At 68.5% G+C, this 18,078-nt stretch carries 21 protein-coding genes; 10 read left to right on the top strand and 11 right to left on the bottom strand.

The features are described 5' to 3' along the window. The 6 genes from AC07PR_RS14025 to rpoZ all read left to right on the top strand — a co-directional run. Window positions 1–1,786: TrbL/VirB6 family protein (locus AC07PR_RS14025; RefSeq protein WP_495135645.1), on the top strand; the 1,786-nt coding region annotated here is incomplete at its 5' end. Between the two features lie 30 nt (window positions 1,787–1,816). After that, window positions 1,817–2,074: a hypothetical protein gene (locus tag AC07PR_RS14020; RefSeq protein ID WP_495135644.1), complete on the top strand. Its 258-nt coding sequence runs from the start codon at window positions 1,817–1,819 to the stop codon at window positions 2,072–2,074. Then, a complete protein-coding gene (locus AC07PR_RS14015; RefSeq protein WP_495135643.1) occupies window positions 2,071–3,762 on the top strand; it encodes an eCIS core domain-containing protein in 1,692 nt (563 codons plus the stop codon). Before AC07PR_RS14020 ends, AC07PR_RS14015 begins: the two co-directional genes overlap by 4 nt. A gap of 1 nt (window position 3,763) precedes the next feature. Beyond that, window positions 3,764–4,381, top strand: a complete 618-nt coding sequence (locus AC07PR_RS14010) for a HEAT repeat domain-containing protein (protein WP_495135642.1) — start codon at window positions 3,764–3,766, stop codon at window positions 4,379–4,381. A gap of 19 nt (window positions 4,382–4,400) precedes the next feature. After that, window positions 4,401–5,036 carry a guanylate kinase gene (gmk, locus tag AC07PR_RS14005; RefSeq protein WP_483107221.1) on the top strand — a complete coding sequence of 212 codons (636 nt, stop codon included), beginning with the start codon at window positions 4,401–4,403 and terminating at the stop codon, window positions 5,034–5,036. A gap of 21 nt (window positions 5,037–5,057) precedes the next feature. Then, window positions 5,058–5,261, top strand: coding sequence for a DNA-directed RNA polymerase subunit omega (gene rpoZ / locus AC07PR_RS14000; RefSeq protein WP_058936171.1), 204 nt, complete (start codon window positions 5,058–5,060; stop codon window positions 5,259–5,261). Between the two features lie 147 nt (window positions 5,262–5,408). On the opposite strand, the gene AC07PR_RS13995 is transcribed toward rpoZ, so the two are convergent. From AC07PR_RS13995 to AC07PR_RS13975, 5 genes are all read right to left on the bottom strand, one after another. After that, a complete protein-coding gene (locus AC07PR_RS13995; RefSeq protein WP_495135641.1) occupies window positions 5,409–7,403 on the bottom strand; it encodes a DEAD/DEAH box helicase in 1,995 nt (664 codons plus the stop codon). 143 nt (window positions 7,404–7,546) lie between these two features. Further along, window positions 7,547–8,725: a hypothetical protein gene (locus AC07PR_RS13990; RefSeq protein ID WP_495135640.1), complete on the bottom strand. Its 1,179-nt coding sequence runs from the start codon at window positions 8,723–8,725 to the stop codon at window positions 7,547–7,549. Window positions 8,726–8,754: 29 nt separating this feature from the next. After that, on the bottom strand, window positions 8,755–10,569 hold the full coding sequence (locus AC07PR_RS13985; protein ID WP_495135639.1) for a hypothetical protein: 1,815 nt from the start codon (window positions 10,567–10,569) through the stop codon (window positions 8,755–8,757). 22 nt (window positions 10,570–10,591) lie between these two features. Beyond that, window positions 10,592–11,653: a hypothetical protein gene (locus AC07PR_RS13980; protein ID WP_495135638.1), complete on the bottom strand. Its 1,062-nt coding sequence runs from the start codon at window positions 11,651–11,653 to the stop codon at window positions 10,592–10,594. A 67-nt stretch (window positions 11,654–11,720) separates the two neighbouring features. Then, window positions 11,721–12,230 (bottom strand): lysozyme, encoded by a 510-nt coding sequence (locus AC07PR_RS13975; RefSeq protein WP_377152887.1) that lies wholly within the window; start codon window positions 12,228–12,230, stop codon window positions 11,721–11,723. 111 nt (window positions 12,231–12,341) lie between these two features. Here AC07PR_RS13975 and AC07PR_RS13970 point away from each other — a divergent pair, with 111 nt between their 5' ends. From AC07PR_RS13970 to AC07PR_RS13955, 4 genes are all read left to right on the top strand, one after another. After that, window positions 12,342–13,658: an Nramp family divalent metal transporter gene (locus AC07PR_RS13970; protein ID WP_495135637.1), complete on the top strand. Its 1,317-nt coding sequence runs from the start codon at window positions 12,342–12,344 to the stop codon at window positions 13,656–13,658. A gap of 94 nt (window positions 13,659–13,752) precedes the next feature. After that, a complete protein-coding gene (locus AC07PR_RS13965) occupies window positions 13,753–13,965 on the top strand; it encodes a DUF4287 domain-containing protein (RefSeq protein WP_483107226.1) in 213 nt (70 codons plus the stop codon). Between the two features lie 27 nt (window positions 13,966–13,992). Next, window positions 13,993–14,421, top strand: coding sequence for a type II toxin-antitoxin system HicB family antitoxin (locus AC07PR_RS13960; RefSeq protein ID WP_483107227.1), 429 nt, complete (start codon window positions 13,993–13,995; stop codon window positions 14,419–14,421). Between the two features lie 4 nt (window positions 14,422–14,425). Next, the gene (locus AC07PR_RS13955) at window positions 14,426–14,653 is read left to right on the top strand and encodes a type II toxin-antitoxin system HicA family toxin (RefSeq protein WP_431051590.1); all 228 of its coding nucleotides are present in this window, start codon (window positions 14,426–14,428) and stop codon (window positions 14,651–14,653) included. Here the strand turns inward: AC07PR_RS13955 and AC07PR_RS13950 are convergent. From AC07PR_RS13950 to AC07PR_RS13925, 6 genes are all read right to left on the bottom strand, one after another. Next, window positions 14,650–15,336 (bottom strand): glutathione S-transferase family protein, encoded by a 687-nt coding sequence (locus tag AC07PR_RS13950; protein WP_495135636.1) that lies wholly within the window; start codon window positions 15,334–15,336, stop codon window positions 14,650–14,652. The two genes, AC07PR_RS13955 and AC07PR_RS13950, sit on opposite strands and share 4 nt — an antisense overlap. A gap of 70 nt (window positions 15,337–15,406) precedes the next feature. Beyond that, window positions 15,407–15,898, bottom strand: a complete 492-nt coding sequence (locus AC07PR_RS13945) for a hypothetical protein (protein ID WP_495135635.1) — start codon at window positions 15,896–15,898, stop codon at window positions 15,407–15,409. A 27-nt stretch (window positions 15,899–15,925) separates the two neighbouring features. Next, complete coding sequence (locus AC07PR_RS13940; protein ID WP_495135652.1) at window positions 15,926–16,141, bottom strand: immunity protein CdiI family protein; 216 nt, start codon at window positions 16,139–16,141, stop codon at window positions 15,926–15,928. 127 nt (window positions 16,142–16,268) lie between these two features. Then, a complete protein-coding gene (locus AC07PR_RS13935; RefSeq protein ID WP_495135634.1) occupies window positions 16,269–16,718 on the bottom strand; it encodes a hypothetical protein in 450 nt (149 codons plus the stop codon). 14 nt (window positions 16,719–16,732) lie between these two features. Further along, window positions 16,733–17,407: a cysteine peptidase family C39 domain-containing protein gene (locus AC07PR_RS13930; RefSeq protein WP_495135633.1), complete on the bottom strand. Its 675-nt coding sequence runs from the start codon at window positions 17,405–17,407 to the stop codon at window positions 16,733–16,735. Between the two features lie 14 nt (window positions 17,408–17,421). Next, complete coding sequence (locus AC07PR_RS13925) at window positions 17,422–18,066, bottom strand: hypothetical protein (protein WP_377152869.1); 645 nt, start codon at window positions 18,064–18,066, stop codon at window positions 17,422–17,424. Window positions 18,067–18,078: the final 12 nt, after the last annotated feature.

Below are 18,078 nucleotides of genomic sequence, written 5' to 3'. Positions count from 1 at the left end.
CTTCCACGTGCCGGGCGTCGTCAGCGTGCGCGCGCTGCCGGCCGCGGCGGCCCGCGGCGTGCGCGCCTTGCCGGGTGCCTTGGCGCGCGGCGCGCGCGCGGCACCGGGCGCGATCGGGCGCGGGGCGCTGGCGACGGGGCGTGCCATCGGTCGCGGCGCCGTCGCGACCGGCCGGGCGATCGGCCGCGGCACCGTGGCCGCGGGGCGCGGCATCGCGCGCGGCACCGTGGCGGCGGGACGCGCGGTCGGGCGTGGCCTCGGCGCGGCCGGCCGCGGCGTGCGCGCCCTGCCGGGAGCCATCGCACGCGGCGCACGCGCGCTGCCCGGCGCCGTGGCGCGAGGCGCACGGGCCCTGCCCGGCGCGGTGGCGCGCGGTGCGCGGGCCCTGCCGGGCGCCGTGGCGCGCGGCGTGCGCGGTCTGCCGGGCAGCGTCGGGCGCGGTGTGCGCGGCGCGTGGTCCGGCACGCGCGAGTACTTCGGCAGCCGCTTCTCGCGCAGCTTCATCGTCGGCGACGACATCGCCAACCTCGGCATGGCCCGCAACGCGTCGGCCGAGGCCCGTGCCGCGGTGTGGGCCGAGGCGCGCGCACCCGGCGGCGCGCTGGCGGGCGAGGCGCGCGTGGCCAGCGCCGCGGACGACGTCCATGCGCCGGGCGCCGTCGACGAGCCGATGCCGGCCGCCGCGGACGACGCGGTTCCCGCGGCCGCGGACGATGCCGTTCCCGCCGCCTCCGACGAGGCCATGCCCTCCGCGTCCGAGAGCCGCGCACGCGTCGAGGACACGCCGCCCGCGACCGGCGCGGAGCGGGACGCGTCGGTGTCGCGCAGCTCGCGGATGGAGAGCGACCAGATCACGCCACGCGAGGCGGCCAACGAAGTGGCCTTCGTGGACGAGCATCCCAATCTCGTCGAAGGCCAGCCGCCGAACCAGCGTGCCACGCTGGGCGAGCACGAGATCGTCGAGTTGCCGGGCGGCGGCTGCGTGCGGCGCTCGAATGGCGCCTTGCCGATCCCGTGCCCGGACTGCTTCACCCCGGCGGAGCAGGGCGTGCGGGATGCCTTCGCCGCCCGCGTGTCCGCGGAAGGCAAGACGATGGACGAGGTGCTCGACGAATTCGGATTCCACACGCCGGAACAGCGTCAGGCGCTGTTCAAGGGCGCGGCCAATGAGCGCGACGTGGTCGCCCGCCTGCGCGCCGGTCCGGAACTGCCCGGCGGCGGCGCGGCGGACGACGTGCTCTCCATGCACCGCGAAGCGACCGCCTCGCCCGAGATCGCCGGGCGCGAGGAAATGGGGGCCTCGCGGCTGCGCAGGGACGATCCAGGCTGGAGCGCCCGCGCGAGCGCGGTCGAAGGCAGCGGCTCCTATGGCCGGACGGCGGAGTACATGGGCAACGAGTTCCTCGCCGACAACTTCGACGGGGTCTCGCGCCAGGTGCGCATCCGCCCCCTGCTGGACAACGGGCAACCGGCGGACTTCTTCTTCATCGCCGACAACCTCGGCAGCAGCCGGCTCGACGGTCGCCTGATCGCGTTTGACTCCAAGCTCAGCGCAAGCGCACCATTCACCGAGAACCAGCTCGCGGGCTATCCGCTGCTGGCACGCAACGGCGGGATCGTGGAAGCCCGCGGCGCCGCCATCCCGCACGGCACGACACTGCCACCCACGAGCACCTATCGCCTGCAACCGCGCTTCAACATCCGGCCCCGCCCCGGTGTGCCCGACGTCAACCTCGGCGCCGTCGAGCCGACGTCGGAGTTCTTCCGCCTTTCGCAGGCCTTCTGACCTGCCCCTGCCCACGGACCGAGGACCTTCATGCCTGAACACCCGCCCCGCCGTCGCGTCGACCTGTTCCGCCTGCTGACGCCGGTGGCGCGCTGGGTGCTCGCGATCGCCGTGATCGTGGCGATCGCGCTGGCCGGCTGGTGGACCGGGCGCGACCGGCCGGTGCCGGCGTGGATCTCGCAAGGGCTGATGCCGTGGCTCGGCTGGGCCTACCTCGCGCTGGTCGCGGTGGCGCTCGTGTCGTGGTGGCGGCGCCGGCGCGCGAGCTCGCAACAGGAGGAGCCATGACCTACAAGACCCATGCCGCCGGCGCCGCCGCGCGCCGCGGCGGCGAACCGGCCGGCGGCCGCCGATCCCCGAAGGCCGGCACGCCGCGCTTCCTGCAGCAGGCCACCGTCCGCCCCGTGCCGGGCGGCACCGTCGCCCTGGGTCGGTCGCGCGACAGCTTCGAGCGCGAGGCCGATCGCATGGCCGATCGCGTGCGCGAGTCCGCTTCTCCTGCGGCTTCTTCCGCTGCAGCTCCCGCCGAGGCCCCTCGCGGCGCCTCCGCGCCCGCCCTGTCCGCCCTGCCCTCGGACGGCCGACCGCTGGACACGGCCACGCGCGCCGCGATGGAACCCCACTTCGGCATGGACCTGGGCCACGTGCGCCTGCACAGCGGCAGCCAGGCCGCCTCGCTGAACCGCGACCTCGGCTCGCGCGCCTTCACGCTGGGCGGCGACATCTACTTCGGTGCCGGCCACGGCCCGCAGGACCGCGACCTGATGGCGCACGAGCTGACGCACACCGTGCAGCAGGGCGGCGGCGCGACCGGCGCGGGCGTCACCGGAGGCATCAGCGCGCGCGGCGGTCCGCCGCTGATCCAGCGCGACCTGATGCAGAGCATGCCCGTGCCGCTGGGCGGCTTCGAGATCGGCATGGCGACCCAGCAAGGCGTCACCAACACCCCGCCCACGCCCAGCGGCATGAGCGGCACCATCCGCTTCATCCCGGACGTCGACGCGCCGAACGCCAACGTCATCTCCCTGGTCCAGGTCGTCCGCGACACCGATGCCGGCGCCGACGTCGCCATCGCCACGATGGGGGCGCTGCAGGCGCCGCGCGGCGCGCTCGGCGATCCCGGACTGCGCACGCAGGAGGACACGACACGCGGCGTCGAAGGCGGCTTCTTCATCGACGCGCTCCACCAGCCCTTCGGCGGCGGCGCGGCCGCGGCCCCGGGCAGCGCGCTGTCGCCGAACTATCCGTTCGGACCGGGCGGCGGCGCGCAGCAGACCGGCTTCAAGCGTTCGAGCGATCCGGCGGACATCCGCTCGGCCCAGATGTTCGATGCGCCGGGCACGACCGGTCCCAACAACCGGGACTTCTCCTTCGAGACCGTGGCCCGCAGCGAGGACACCGGCGTCGTCTATGGCTCGTTGAACTGGGGCTTCCAGGTCCGCGCCGGCGTCGTCCAGAACGAACGGGCGGTCGCCGTCGGGGGGACGTCCGCGACCTTCGACGAAGCGCTCGAGCGCCACCGCGATTTCTACGTGCACGAGCCGGTGACCTTCTACTTCGACTTCGACAGCGACGTGCTCACGCCCGCCGAGGCCGGCAAGATCGACGCGTTCCTCGCGTACATGACCCGCAACCCCACGGTGCACGTGTCGCTGGAGGGTTTCGCGGACCAGGTCGGCGGGGCCAGCCAGTACAACGTGGACCTGTCCGGGCGACGCGCGGCGTCGGTCGAGGCCGGCCTGCTCGCGCGCGGCATCGATGCGGCGCGCATCGACGGCATCGTCATCACCCACGGCGCCTCCACCGCGGCCACCGCCGATGCCGGCACCGGCGACCAGGGCGGCAATCCGGCCGTCGGCGCCGACCAGTCGCGCGACGCCAACCGGCAGATGAACCGGCGGGTGCTGCTCACCTTCACCGACACCGCACCGCCGGGCGCCGCCCCGGTGCCCGTGCCGGCCCCAGCGGGACCCTGACATGACCCAGCCCTCGAACCGCACCCCGCCGCACGACCTGGTGACCCAGCTGGACGCGGCTGATCCGAACGCGCGGGCACTGGCGCTCGCTGGGCTGGTGGGTCAAGGGGCGGCGGCCACGGCGGCGCTCGTGGCCGCGTTGCCCCAGGCCTCAGCAACGACGCGTGCGCAGATCGCCCAGGCGCTGGCCGAGATCGCCGATCCCAGATCGGCCGAGGCGCTGGCGGGACTGCTCGCCGATGCGGACCCGCTCGTGCGGGGACGGGGCGCGCAAGGCCTGGCCCGCCTGAACGATCCGCGCGCCACGGAGGCGCTGGCGCGCACGATCAACGACCTGCCGGACGAGCTGCACGGTCCCTACACGGTCGCGGTGTTCATGCTGGTCCAGAGAGGCGAAGCCGCCTTGCCGGCGGTGACGCCGCTGCTGGGCTCGCCCGACGCGCTGACGCGGACAAGGGCGGCGCTGGTCGTGCGCGACGTGCTGCTGCAGGCGCGCGGCAAGCCCGCGTGGCAGGTCTTGACGGCCCGGCTGGGGGATCCGGACCCACAGGGCGCCGGAGCCGGCGACGTGGACGTGGCCCGCCGCTGGCAGGCCTGGCTGGTCGCTGGAGGTCGCTGAAGCCCCCTAAAATCTAGGGATGGAATATCCGGGCAATCTCTTCGTCGTCGCCGCGCCGAGCGGCGCGGGCAAATCCAGCCTCGTGAAGGCGCTGCTGGAGCTGGACGCCAAGCTGAGCGTCTCCGTCTCCCACACCTCGCGCGATCCGCGTGGGCAGGAGCAGCATGGCCGCGAATACCTGTTCGTCACGGAGGACGAGTTCCGCGGGATGATCGACCGCGGCGAGTTCTTCGAATGGGCGCATGTCCATGACAACCTGTACGGCACCTCGCGCGCGGCGATCGAGGCGCGGCTCGCGCATGGCGACGACGTCGTGCTGGAGATCGATTACCAGGGCGCGCTGCAGATCAAGCAGCTGTTCCCGCACGCGGTGCTGATCTTCATCCTGCCGCCGAGCTGGGAGGAACTGAAGCAGCGCCTGATCCGCCGCGGCGACACCGCGGACGAGGTGATCGCCAAGCGGATGAAGACCGCGCGCGAAGAGGTCGCGCAGGCGAAACACTTCGATTTCGTGGTCATCAATGCCGTCTTCGAGACGGCGATTTTCGACCTGAAATCGATTGTCCAGGCGCAGCGGCTAAAATACGCGACCCAACGCCGTAACCGGTCGACCGTCTTCCGCGCGCTCGACCTCATCGACGACGTTACCGAATAACCCCGACTTTCAGGAACCAGCATGGCCCGCATCACTGTCGAAGACTGCCTGACCAAGATCCCGAACCGCTTCCAGCTGGTGCTTGCCGCGACCTACCGCGCCCGCATGCTGAGCCAAGGCCACGCGCCGAAGCTGGAGTCGAAGAACAAGCCCGGCGTGACCGCGCTGCGCGAAGTCGCCAACGGCGACGTCGGCGTGGAAATGCTGCGCCGCGTGCCGGTCTGATCGAAGGCTGAACGGCGACGCCCACCGGCGCCGCCCTCGCCCAGGAACGCCCCGCTCCGCGGGGCGTTTGCTTTTGTGGCGCCCATTTCTGGCGCCCGAAGGGATGGCCAAGTGGCGAGGCCGAGCGGCGATGGGCCTTTCCAGCGCCTACTTCTGGCGCCAGAACTCGGCGTCGATCACGACCTCGTTGCCGCTGCGCTCGTTGATGATCCAGAACCGCGCCCCGTCAGGCGCGATGCGATCGACCTCGCCGACAAGCCGCCCCGCGGCCACGCGCAGCCCGCGCGTGTTGAACGGGAAGTCCGGCGCCTTCGCCAGTGTCAGCAGGGGCACCGCCTCGCGCGGATCGCCGGCCAGGCGCATGCGGTGCACGATCGGCGCGAGCACCTCGTTGGTCAGGTCCGCCGACGAGAGGCAGATCACCACCTTCGCCTGCGCGCGGCTCAGCGCGACGTTGAGCAGCCGGCGCGCTTCCTCCGTCTTCAGGAAGGGCTGCGTGCCGTCGGCCGGGTCGAAGAACACCACCGGGGCCTCGCTGCCCTGTGCGCGGTGGACGGTGCTGACTCTCACGCGCTCATCGACGCCGAGCGCATCCAGCCGCTGCCGGATCAGCGCCCGTTGCGCGCGGAAGGGCGTCAGCACGATGAGCTCGTGCGGCGCCCAGTCGCCGCTCACGAGCGCCTCGGCGATGAGCGCCGCGATCGCATCGGCGGACTCGCGCCGGATCGGACCGCGATCCTTCGCGGACCAGAAGCCCTCGCGCGTGATGCGATGCACCTTCACGTGGACGTCCGCCGGGATGTCTCCGAGCGCCCGGGCGCGCGCCTGGTGCCACGCCTCCGATGCCAGCGCATCCGCGGCGACGCGCAGCGCGCCGTCGTAGAACAGGTCGCTGACGAGCGCCCCGATCGGCGCGGCCATGCGGGACTGCTCGTTGAGCATCGCCACCGGTCCCCTGCCCTGGCCGCTCTGCTCGGCTTGCCCGACTTGCCCACTTTCCCCGCTCTGTCCGCTCTGTCCGCTCTGTCCGCTCTGTCCGCTCTGTCCGCTCTGTCCGCTCTGTCCGCCGCGCGGCATCGCCGCGAACGGCGAGCGTCCCAGCCACTGTCGCGCCAAGCGGTCCTCGCTGCGCAGGACCGGCGAGAGCTGCTGCGGATCTCCGGCGAAGAGCCGCGCACGGCCCAGCGGCATCAGCGCCAGCGCGTGGGCCAGGCTCACCTGGCTGGCTTCGTCGAAGACGACGAGGTCGAACGGCGGCTCGCCATCTGGTGCGAGCTCGCGCAGCGTCTTCAGCGTGAAGGCGGCGCGGGTCGTCGTCATCGTGGCGAGCCGGCATCGCTCCAGCACCTGCGGCGACGGTGTGCCCGACGACGGGATCAGATGCCCGCGCCCCTCGTAGGCATCGGCATCGAAGCGTGAGCCCAGGCGCTGGACCGTCGGACGCAGAGGCTCGCGACGGCCCTTCTGCAGCGCCTTGTCGACGGCGAGCGTCGCGAGGTCCACGGCGTGGTTGGTCGTCGAGAGCAGCAGCACGCGCGCCGCGGGACGGCGGTCGAGGTATTCGGCGAGCAGCACGCCGAGCGTCGTCGTCTTGCCGGTGCCGGGCGGGCCCCACAGGAAGGCGTCGTGGAAGCCGACAAGCTTCAGCGCGTCGCGCTGCGCCGGCCGCAGCCATCGGAACGGTGAGCCGTCGAGCGAAGGCGCGTCGGCGCGCACGTGCGGCGTCGAAAGTCCCGGCCAGCAATCGGCGGCGCGGCGCGCCCAGGTGTCGTCGCGCCATGCGTCGGCGACGGCATTGAGGAATCTCGGCGGATAGATGCGCAGCAGATGGCCTTCGCCCGGCGGCGGGGCGCTGGCGTTCTGCAGCACGAGCTGGTCGTCCTCGACGACGACGGCGCGCACGGTCGCGCTGCCCTTGGTCGGCGCGCCCCACCACGCGGACGCGCCTTCGAGTCGCTCGTCGAGCAGCGTGTGCGCGGACGCCTGCCCCGGCCGCTGGCCTTCGGCGTAGACGTAGTCGGGCTCGAGCGTCACGCGCCAGAGCGCGCCGTCGGCCGTGCTGCGAAGCACGCGGAAATCGTAGAACTCGGGCGTCGCGGCCAGCTCGGCGGCTATCGCCGCGCGGAGGTCGGCCAGGGGCATGGGTCGCGACGCAAAGGCGGGAACTGCGAAGGAGGCGGGACTATAGCGGTCCGGCGATCCGACGGTCCCCCACAGGCGGTCAGGCGCTCAGGCGGTCAGGCGCTCAGGTGGTGAGGCGCTCAGGTGGTGAGGCGATCCGGCGGTCAGCGCGCATCCATCGGCGCGAGGGTCGCCCCGGCGGGCAGCGGCAGCCAGTTCGACAGGTCGAAGAGCCGCCACGCGGGAATGGCCCAGGCCAGGCCGTCGTCGCCGGCGATGTGCATGGCCACCAGCGTCATGCGGCCGTCCGCGCCGACCAGCACGATGGGGCTGCCGCTGTCGCCCGGGCGCGAGCCCTGGGCATCGATCGCCTCGAAGCCGATCAGCTCCGTCTGGTACAGCGTGCGGACCACGTTGCGCGGGGTGCCGGCCAGTTCATAGGGCAAGGGCACCGGAAGATGCGGCGTGACGCTCACGGTCACGCGTATCGACCCCACGCCCTCGCGCGGCGACAGCAGTTCGAACCAGTGGTCGCGGTCCAGGATCAGCAGCTCTTCCACGGAGCGCACCCAGGGGTGGACGGGGTCGAAGCGTCCCAAGGCCGCGAGCCGCGCCACCGCCGCCGGGTCGAGGATCTCCGCCAGCTGCACGTCGAAGCTGGGCCGGGTCGACGCCTCGTCGCCATCGATCAGCCCTCCGACCTCCAGCGTGCGCGCGAGGGTGGATCCAGTGACGAATTCCTTCACCTCGAGGCCGCCGAACACCGCGCCGGTGTCACCGTCCGGCGACGGCGAGAACACGTGTTGCGCGCTCAGCAGGCAGTCGCGCACGCCGCCGGGTTCCGACAGCCGGACCAGGCATGCGAAGCTGCCTCGCTCGGGCATCGCGTGACCCGCGTGGTGCACGCTGACGCGCCGATCGCCGTGCGGCACGCTGCGGTGGTAGGACCCGCTGTCCTGCACGTCGATCGGCATCGCGAAAGGCACCCGGCCTGCGCCGCGATCGGCGAAGGTCACCAGCCACCGCGGCAGGCGCGCCGGCGAGTCTGCGGGCAAGGCGCGCTTCTCCCGCACCACCAGCACGATGCAGACGTCGCTGGTGACGGACCAGGTCGCGCCGTCGCCGCGCTGCCGGAAGCCGGGGGCCAGGGACACCACGTCCCGATGCGCGCCCAGCAGTTCCGGCGCGCGCGTCAGGCAGATCTCGCGCGCCAGGCCGAACAGGAAGGCGACGTCCTTCGCGGCCGCCTCGGTGTTGGTCCTGGCTTCGGCCAGCAGGGCCTCGTCCATCCGCAGGGCCTGCGCGCGCATGCGGGCGGCCCAGGTCTGACGGGCCGGCGGCACGGGCGACCGCCGGCTGCGATCGGACGGGGTCACGATTTGACGCAGGGCGCGCTGCGCGTGAGGTCGATCTGCGTGAAGTCGGGCGACAGGGCCTTGTCGGCGACCAGCGACTTGACGGCGTCCTTGTTCGCCGCCGTCAGGAGGCTGCGCACGTCCTTGACGGGCAGTCCCTGCGCGGGCATCGGATCGCACTTGAGGGTCACGAAGAACCTGGCGGTGGCGAATTCGGTCGAGGCCACCCTGAACTGGGTGCCGGCCACCGTGCCCTTGAGGCCGCCACCGGCCTTCAGCGACGCGTCGAGCGCGCGCCAGGCGGCATCGACACGAGCGCCCTGGGCCTTCTTCGCTTCGGCGTCGGAGGCCGGCGGCGCCGGCGGTGCGACCACCACGACCGAGGCCGCGCCCACGGGAGCGGGAGCGGGAGCGGGCGCCGACGCCGACGCGGCCGGGTCGGGCTTCTTCGGTGGGGGTGCGGGCGGAGGCGGCGCGGTGACGGTCCCCTTCTTCTTCGGATCCTCGGCCGGCGCGGACGCGGCGGCCTCCCTGACCCGCACCACGAGCCACTGCGTCTGCCTGATCGCGCTCGTGTCCGACACCCGGAAGTGATAGGTCCCCGCCGTGGTGGCCGGGGTCAACCGGACCGAGCGGCTGTCCGTGTTGCCGGTATCGACCAGCAGCAGCAGGTCGGCGCTGCCCTCCTCCTGGGCTTCGAAGCGATAGGGCGGCGAGCCGCCGGTGACGTGGATGCGCTGACCGGTGACGGCGCCCTTGAGCACGAACTCGAGCTCGCGCGGCGCCAGCGCCATCGCCGCGACGACGTCGGTCACGCCGCACTTCTTCAGCGCCTTGGGCACGCCCGAGACATCGACGGTGGACAGCACGCCCGAGACCGCCACGCGGGCGGCTTCCAGCGCGACCATTTCATTGGCCAGGGTCCGAGCCGCCGCGTCGATGTCGCTGGCGTTGTCGCCTTGGGCCACCGACCGCTTGGCGTCCGGCGTGTACTCGGCCGTGGCCGCCTTGCCCGCGATGGCTTCGCCGCCCTGGGCGATCGACGCGGCGAAGTCCTTGTAGCCCTTCAGTCCCGCGTCCATCGCGGCTTCGGGATTCACCAGCAGCGATTCCATCGCCTTGTTCACCGCCTGCGCGATGCGGTAGACGGCCTGCCTCAGTTCCTTGCCGCTGAGGGCGTCGAGCAAGGTCAGCGCGCTGCCGCGCATCGTCGACGCGTCCTTGATGGCCACGGCCGACTGGGCGAGCAGGGTTTCCGCGCCGCTGGTGATGGGCACCGAGGCCTTGTCGGCGATGGCCTTGGCCACCAGGTCGCGCAGCGCCTGCGCGGCCCGCTCGGTGCGGTCCATCTGCTGGCCGAGGACCTCCTGCCTCGCGTCGATCTCCGCGTACCGTTTCGCGCTGATCTCCAGCGGCAGGGACGCATCCTTCGCGCAATCGATCGCCCGGATGCCTTCGTTCCAGACCTGGACGCGGCGGGCATCGAGCTGGATGCGGGACTGCCCGAGCAAGGTGCCGCCGACGAGGGACGGCACCAGGATCGCGTCGCGGTGCGGATGGCCGGCGGCGATGCCGAGGATGCCGGCGCCCAGCCAGAGCAGGCCCGAGAACGACGCCTGGGCCTGCGCGGACTGGTCGCGGATGGCCTCCTGGTAGGTGGCCCGGACCAGGTTGGCGAACTGCTGCGCCTTGGGCAGCGTGTCGATCTCCTTGCCGCTTTCCTTGGTGGTCGCGACCCTGAAGCCGGGCGCGTCGATGTCGACGATCGGATTGCCGGCGCAGCCGGCGGTCAGGACGGCGGCGATGCCGATGGGCAGGATGTCGCGACGCATGGGGAGCTCCTTCTCCGGACGATCAGGGGGTCGGCGTGTAGCCGGATTTCGGATCGGCGGCCGGGCCGTCCTCGGCGGCGCCGGCCTTGCCGGACAGGTCTTCGGGCACCTTCATGCCGACGTAGGCGCCAGCGCTCAGCCCCATGAGCGTCAGCAGCGAGCCGTCGAACTCGGGCATCGCGAGTTCGGTCGCGACCTCGATCAGGAACATGATCCCCAGCGCCGCGGTCATGACGACCATCTGCAGGCGTTGGATGGCGACGCCGCCGGCATCGGCCAGGATGTCGTGGAAGAACACGCCCTCGCGGCCGGGCGCGACCTCGCGGCCGTTCGAGATGCCGACGGCCACGACGGTGGTCGCGCCCGAGATCCCCATCAGCGCGAGGGCCTGCGGGCTCACGCTCGGCAGTTGCCCGGTGACCAGCCACAGGAACACGAAGGACGCGAAGACGATGGCGAACCACCAGGCGAACTGCGTCTTCGCCAGACTGAAGGTCCGGCGCTCCAGCGGCAGGTCGGCCTGACCGACGTCGCGCAGCAGGGCCGAGTGTCCGGCGAGGTAGACGATGAGCCCCCAGACGAGCAGCACGACGACCAGCGCCAGCGGCGCCCACCACTCGAAGATGACGAAGCTGAACTGGCTGCCCGGCTGCGTGATGCGCCGGGGGGCGCCGCCCTCGGGGGTCAGGACGATCTTGTAGGCCAGGGTACGGGGCTCGGCGACGGTGCGCAGCGGATGTCCGAGGATCAGTCCCCAGACGGCGCGGTCCACCTCGACGGACTGGCCGGGCGGGCGCACGTGGCGGAAGTCGAAGCGCGCGACCGGCGGGTTGTCCTCGCAGCCGACGGCCTTGATGCCGGTGTCCATGCCCTCGATCCACAAGGCCATGGCGGTGGGCGACGGGATCTGGTCGCAGGTCGGCTCGGTGAGGCGTGGAAAGGGGAATTGCTCGTTGATGCGCGTGTCGGCGAGCCGCGAGGCGCGCGCGCCGGGGCTCAGTCCGACGAAGGTGGCAACGATCGCGCCGAGGACGACGACGGTGACGAGCAGCACCTTCGCATGGGAGGACAACTTGACGGTCATGGGCGTCTCGCAAGGAGGTGGCGGGGTGCGGGCATGAGGCGGTCCGGGTTCATGGGGCTGGCTGCGCTCATGGCGTGAGGAAGAGCTCGCGCTCCGCCGCGCGGCGCCGCTTGAGCCCGTTGAGGACGACGCCCTTGGCGAGGACCCAGCGCCCGAACTGCTCCGCGGCCGCGCCCTTGTCGCCGGTATTGAGCAGGCGCAGCAGCGTCGAGGCGCCGAGGTTGCCGCTGCCGACGTTGAAGGTGAAGCTGACCAGGGCGGCGAATTCGTTGTCGGTGAGGCCCACCTTGACGAGGTGCTCCACGTCGCGGGAGGCGTCCATCAGGTCGGCGCGCAGCAGGTCTTCCGCCTCGATGTCGGTGATGCCGCCGGGGTACAGCGCGTAGGCCGCGGCCTTGTCGCCGTCGCCGGTCAGGAAGCGTCCGCCCTGCCGGATGGCGTGGCCCCAGCCGATGGTCCAGATGCCGACGGGATCCGCATAGGGATCGAGATTGACGGTGGCCGGATCGCCGTCGACGATGCCCTCGAAGCCCTTGATCAGATCCAGCCCGGCCTGGTTGATGTCTCTCTGGGCCATGGCCCCTCCTCGCGCCTTGCGTTGACCCATGCTGACAGCGCCCCCCCGCACCGGCATCCTTCAAAGTGATGATGAGGAGACGGGCGGCGTTCTGCCCCGAGAATCCGCCCCATGCTCGGCCTGCCCACCACCGCCACCGCCCCGTTCTGTCCCTCCGAGGTCCACGGTTCGATCGATCTGCGCGAGGGCGCGCCGTTGTGGAAGCGGTTGCTGCGCGTCGCGGGGCCGGGGCTGCTGGTCTCGGTCGGCTACATGGACCCGGGCAACTGGGCCACGGACATCGAGGCCGGCTCGCGCTTCGGCCATGCGCTGCTGTGGGTGGTGCTGGCGTCGAGCCTGGCGGCGATGCTGCTGCAGACCTTGTCGCTGCGGCTGGGGCTGGTGTCGGGTCTTGACCTCGCGCAGGCCTGCCGCGAGCGCTACCGGCCCGCGGTGCGCCTGCCGCTGTGGGTGATGGCCGAGCTCGCCATCGTCGCCTGCGACGTGGCCGAGGTGCTGGGCACGGCGCTGGCGCTGCACCTGCTGTTCGGGATGTCGCTGCTGGCGGGGGTCGGCATCGCGGCGCTGGACACGGTGATCGTGCTCGGGCTGAAGGGCCGGGGCTTCCGGCAGGTGGAGGCGATCATCCTCGGCCTGGTGATGACGATCGGCGTCTGCTACGCGGTGCAGCTGTTCCTGATCGGGCCGGACTGGGCGGCGGTGGCGAAGGGCTTCGTGCCCAACGGCGTCGCGGTGCAGGACCCGAAGGCGCTGCTGCTGGCCATCGGCATCCTGGGCGCGACGGTGATGCCGCACAACCTCTACCTGCACTCGTCGATCGTGCAGACGCGGCGCGTGGGGAGCACGGCGTCGGCCAAACGCGATGCGATCAAGCTGTCGACGATCGACACGCTGGTGTCGCTGACGCTGGCCCTCATGGTGAACGCCGCGATCCTGATCCTGGCCGCGACGGCCTTCCACGCACACGGGCACACCGAGGTGACGGAGATCCAGGACGCGTACCACCTGCTGGATCCGCTGGTGGGCGGCTCCATCGCGTCGGTGCTGTTCGGCGTGGCGCTGCTGGCGGCGGGCCAGAGCTCGACCTTCACCGGCACGATCGCGGGTCAGGTCTTGATGGAGGGCTTCCTCCGGCTGAAGATCCCGTGCTGGCAGCGCCGGCTGGCGACGCGGTTCCTGGCACTGGTGCCGGCGTTCATCGGCCTGTGGTGGTTCGGCGAGGCGGCGGTCGGACAGCTGCTGGTTGCGAGCCAGGTGGTGCTGAGCCTGCAACTGCCCTTCGCCATGTGGCCGCTGATCCGCCTGACGGGCGACCGCGCGGTGATGGGCGAATTCGCCAACGGGCCGGTGGTGCGGGTGCTGAGCTGGGGGCTCTTCGCGCTGGTGACCGGAGCGAATGCGGCGTTGCTGTGGTCGCTGGTCAGCTGAAGCGGAAGACCATGTCGAAAACGGCGCGGATCGATCGTCGTGAGGATGAGGTCAGGCACTGACCCGACGATCACCAGCCAACCAGGAGCGATTCATGAGCACCGAAGAGAAAGTCAAAGGCCCCGCGTCCTACTTCCCGTCCATCGAGAAGAAGTACGGACAGCCTATCGATCACTGGATGGGCGTGCTGAAGACGGCGGGGCCGATGAAGCACATGGAACTGGTCGCGCTGTTGAAGACGGAACACGAGATGGGCCACGGGCATGCGAATGCGTTGGTGGCGGCGTTCTTGGCGAAGCAGAGATAGCAGATCCGGCGAGCACCAAAAGCGAAAGTGGACGACTTTGTCCGATCCTCGCATCAGAACTCGCCGTTCGTTGGCGCGCATTTGACGCAAACGTGGTCCGCTTCAGAAACAGGCGGCGCGTCGAAATCGGAAGAGCCGTCCGTTCCTAGACTGCTTGCATCAATTCAGCAGTCCGGAGGCGTCATGCTTCAAGTTCCTTCCTTGCGTCAGCGTCACCTGCCCGTCGTGCGCGGCGCTATGCTCCCGCGCATGATCTTCAATGCCCTGATCGAGCGCGAGCCTGACAGCGACATCCTGGTTGGCAGCGTGCCCGAGGTTCGCAGTGCCTACACGCAAGGCGCGACAGTCGCCGAGGTCCTTGAGAACCTGACGGAGGTGCTGCAGATGCTTGCCGAAGAAGGCTTGGTGAGCATCGAGGGCGGCATCGCGTTCAACACCACGTTCCGCATGGAGTGAGGTCATGGGCGCCGGCCTGCCGGTGCTCAGTGCCAGGGAGGTTGAGCGGATCCTGCTCGCGCTTGGATTCGTGCGACGCCCCGGCAAGGGAGCACATCGCTTCTTCCGCCATGCGGACGGCAGGACCACCACGGTGCCCTTTCACGCCGGCCGCGACATCCGCTCTTTCCTGTTGCACAAGATCTGCGCGGACATCGGCCTCTCTATCGCCGACTTCATCGGTTCGCGTTAGCCAGGCTGCTTGCCGGCTGCCAGCGCGTAGGGACCACCGCGTTCCAACGCCCGCTGGTAAGCGGGCCGCGCGTGGATGCGCTTCAGGAACTCGGTGATGCGCGGCTGGCGCGCCGCGGCGCCGCCGCGCTGCACGGCGGCTTCAAGCGGGAAGCTCATCTGCACGTCCGCCGCGCTGAACTCCTGCCCCGCGAACCACGGGCTCTTGCCGAGCTCGCCTTCCAGGTAGTTCATGTGGTTGTCGATCTGCGGCTGCACGAAGGTCGCCTTGGCTTTCGCGGCAATGCCCTTGGCGATCGGCTTCACGAAGAACGGCACGGGCGCGCGCTCGATGCGGTCGAAGACCAGCTTGAGCAGCAGCGGCGGCATCGCCGAGCCCTCGGCGTAGTGCATCCAGTAGCGGTAGCGCAGCGCGTCGGGCGTGCCGACGGCGGGCTTGAAGCGGCCGTCGCCGTAGCGGTCGACGAGGTACTCCAGGATCGCGCCGGATTCGGCGATGACGAGCCCGTCGTCGCTGATCACCGGGGACTTGCCGAGCGGGTGCACGGCGCGCAACTCGGGCGGCGCGAGCATCGTCTTCGGGTCGCGCTGGTAGTGCTTGATCTCGTACGGGAGCCCAAGTTCTTCAAGCAGCCACAGGACCCGCTGCGAGCGGGAATTGTTGAGGTGGTGGACGGTGAGCATCGGGGGAGTCTATGCGGGGAGAAAGGCGCAACACGGCAGCGTTTCCCCGGCTCAAGCTCCCACACCGGTTTCAATCCATTGATCCGCATTCAATCCAGAACGGCAAACCGTCGAGCGCTTCATACGCCTCCAATGGCCTGCACTTCTCCCAAGCGAACCATGCCGTGTCCGATCTGATGGCCCTCACCGGCTGCTCGATGTTGAAGGTCTCAAGGAATAGCTTCGCCGACTCCGAGCATCGGTCGAAGGCCTCGAAGTAGCGCCCGACGAGCGATGCGAGATCCCCCGCTGCTCGGTCCAGCATTGACTCGATACGCCCTTCAGGCGCCCAGTCGATCGAGGAGACCGGGAGCGTCGACAACTTCACCCTCGCGAGCCGCAGCATCTCCGCGGCGACGTCCAGTTCGCTCGACCGCAGATAACGCCTGAAGAGGCGATCGTCGATCAGCGCCCGGTGAGCCTTGGGCGTCGTTGGAATCGCGTGGAGACGGATGCAGTCGAAGAGCACCATGTCGGAGACGGTGCCCAGCTCAAAGAGGGTGCTTCCGCCAGTGAGTCCCACGCGCACAAGGTTCTCCTGCTTCTCGACTCAGACCACCAATGTCACGCAAGACCTGGCACCCAACTCCGCTTGAAGGCAGTCCCTCAAGCGCTGTCCTTCGCGCATGAACTCAAACTCATCAGCGTCAGTCGGAAAGCCGGAGGAAAGCGGGTCATCCCTCACCAACGTTGCGTCGAATGCCAATGCCCAAGTCATCAGGTCCGCACGCAACTCTTCAGAGAGGGGCAAAGAGTCCGGATCAATGTTCTCGCAATCGCCTCAAAGCGGAAAACAGTGATAGTCGGGCATCAGTTTCAGCTGACCAGGCATCACGTGATTCATCGCTCGCTTTTAAGAATTTTTCACCAACCAGGCAAAACACATCAAACGACTATTCAGCCTTACCCTTAAGCGCAGTCATGAGAATTTCTTGCTTTCTTGCGGCCTTCCGACCAATTTTCTTTGCATTCGCAGTTCCCTCTCGAACCTTTGGTTCATCGCCCCCAAATGGCAATGCCCAATCGCCATTTATCATTATCGGGAACCAGCCTGGTGAAAGACGCTTGAACAGAGAAAGATCTTCTATAGAGAACAAATCATCGCCAAGCGAATGAAGCGTGATCAACGCAAACGAATAATGAATATATTCACCCCCCCCGCCCGCCGGCGCGCGTTGATCGATCTCCGACAAATTAAATTCTTCAACTTCACCAACAACCTGAGGAAGAGGATCGATGAATTCAATCAGAAATCGGCCTTTGCCAATTTTACAGATACAGGGCAGAGAGGAAAATTTCAACATCTCTACGGTCAGGAAATCGGAAGGAAACTTCGCCTTCAACGTTAGCTTATTACTCACTTTGGCCCCTTTGGAACGGCGACTTCTCCAGTGAATGACTTTTTAAACGTCTCCACTGGACTAAAGTATTGAAGACCGTGCGGATCTCGAATTGCAACAACAGCAACACCTTCACGGACGGTGACGCCGTCAACAACAACAAAATGCGAGAATGTCCCGGTTCCATTCTTGATTCTAACAATAACTGGGACTCCATCGCTTGTGAACTCCGCTAGATCTTGGACTGTTTGCCTGCGATAGGCTTGCGCAGCAATATCAGAAGCCTTGAGGGCGCTTGCGACCGTATCAATAACAATACCGTCTTTACTCGGGGGGAAATTCTTCACCAGCGCATACAAATCAACCGGCACTCCAAGCGTGTCGCCTACCATCGCACAGGAATTGTGCCCACATGTAGGAATATTACCTTGATTTACCACGAGCCGATCACCATTTCGCGTCATGGCATCGGCCAGCAATGGATTATCCGGATTGGCTGCTGCCCCCTTGTCAAGGGACAGCTTATCACCAGACGGGGAGACCGAGGCTTTCAAATCGGTCGGAGATGTGGGCACCTTCCCTGCGAGATACGCATCGGCATCGGATTTAGAAATTATCTTGGCCGCAACCAATTCGTCCAGAGTCTTACCAGTTTTCTGGATGACCACCCCGATTGCCCCTGCCGCCAGCACCGTTCCTCCACCAACTACCCGCCAATGACGGTGTCACGGGCAACCTTACCGCCGTCGACTTCGCCATGATCGATATATTGGTCGCTTGCGCTTGACGCCCCACCGATCACAGCACCGCCTATCACTGCTCCAGTCACAGTCACCGGAGCGGTCACAGCAACTCCTACGGCGACCACTCCTTTAACTGCATCTTTTGCCTGTTCCTTCTTCAGCGCTGACGTATAGGCATCAAGTTGAATTTGATCTATCGAACTAAGGCCGTATCGAGCGATGTTGTCAGTATTCTGGCAACTGACAGCAGGGCAGTCAGCAATTGCCAAACGGAACGACTGGCCGTTGGCCGTCAGCATCTGGTACTGCTGCTCACCGCTCTTACCTGCTTGAGTCAGCGAAGGGTAAGTCGGCTTGATTGGAACGAGATCGTAGTAAGGAGAACTGGCCCCTCCGGTATTCGCTCGAATGAACGCAGCCAAGTCCGGATCAACACGCGAAGGGTTCAATGCCAAGCCATCGCGATTGATCTGGACGAAGCTCGTTCCGTTATCGCTTGTTGTGAACGGCGCGTCCTTATCGAAGAATGCATTGGGACTATTTGGGTCTCGAACGACCAGACCTGCAGTGATATCTTCCTTGTACTGACTGTTCCCGCTGTTGCGCATAGCATCTTCGAT

This window comes from Roseateles sp. GW821-FHT09H11, assembly GCF_059415845.1.
This window is presented reverse-complemented; position numbering and strand designations above follow the sequence as displayed.

Excerpts from the sequence above, each read along its gene's own strand:
- AC07PR_RS13985 (WP_495135639.1), bottom strand. The coding sequence starts at position 10,569 with ATGCGTCGCGACATCCTGCCCATCGGCATCGCCGCCGTCCTGACCGCC.
- AC07PR_RS13955 (WP_431051590.1), top strand. The coding sequence starts at position 14,426 with ATGGGCGCCGGCCTGCCGGTGCTCAGTGCCAGGGAGGTTGAGCGGATC.
- AC07PR_RS13950 (WP_495135636.1), bottom strand. The coding sequence starts at position 15,336 with ATGCTCACCGTCCACCACCTCAACAATTCCCGCTCGCAGCGGGTCCTG.
- AC07PR_RS13970 (WP_495135637.1), top strand. The coding sequence starts at position 12,342 with ATGCTCGGCCTGCCCACCACCGCCACCGCCCCGTTCTGTCCCTCCGAG.
- AC07PR_RS13980 (WP_495135638.1), bottom strand. The coding sequence starts at position 11,653 with ATGACCGTCAAGTTGTCCTCCCATGCGAAGGTGCTGCTCGTCACCGTC.
- AC07PR_RS13965 (WP_483107226.1), top strand. The coding sequence starts at position 13,753 with ATGAGCACCGAAGAGAAAGTCAAAGGCCCCGCGTCCTACTTCCCGTCC.
- AC07PR_RS13925 (WP_377152869.1), bottom strand. The coding sequence starts at position 18,066 with ATGCGCAACAGCGGGAACAGTCAGTACAAGGAAGATATCACTGCAGGT.
- AC07PR_RS14015 (WP_495135643.1), top strand. The coding sequence starts at position 2,071 with ATGACCTACAAGACCCATGCCGCCGGCGCCGCCGCGCGCCGCGGCGGC.
- AC07PR_RS14010 (WP_495135642.1), top strand. The coding sequence starts at position 3,764 with ATGACCCAGCCCTCGAACCGCACCCCGCCGCACGACCTGGTGACCCAG.
- AC07PR_RS13995 (WP_495135641.1), bottom strand. The coding sequence starts at position 7,403 with ATGCCCCTGGCCGACCTCCGCGCGGCGATAGCCGCCGAGCTGGCCGCG.
- AC07PR_RS13975 (WP_377152887.1), bottom strand. The coding sequence starts at position 12,230 with ATGGCCCAGAGAGACATCAACCAGGCCGGGCTGGATCTGATCAAGGGC.
- AC07PR_RS14020 (WP_495135644.1), top strand. The coding sequence starts at position 1,817 with ATGCCTGAACACCCGCCCCGCCGTCGCGTCGACCTGTTCCGCCTGCTG.
- gmk (WP_483107221.1), top strand. The coding sequence starts at position 4,401 with ATGGAATATCCGGGCAATCTCTTCGTCGTCGCCGCGCCGAGCGGCGCG.
- rpoZ (WP_058936171.1), top strand. The coding sequence starts at position 5,058 with ATGGCCCGCATCACTGTCGAAGACTGCCTGACCAAGATCCCGAACCGC.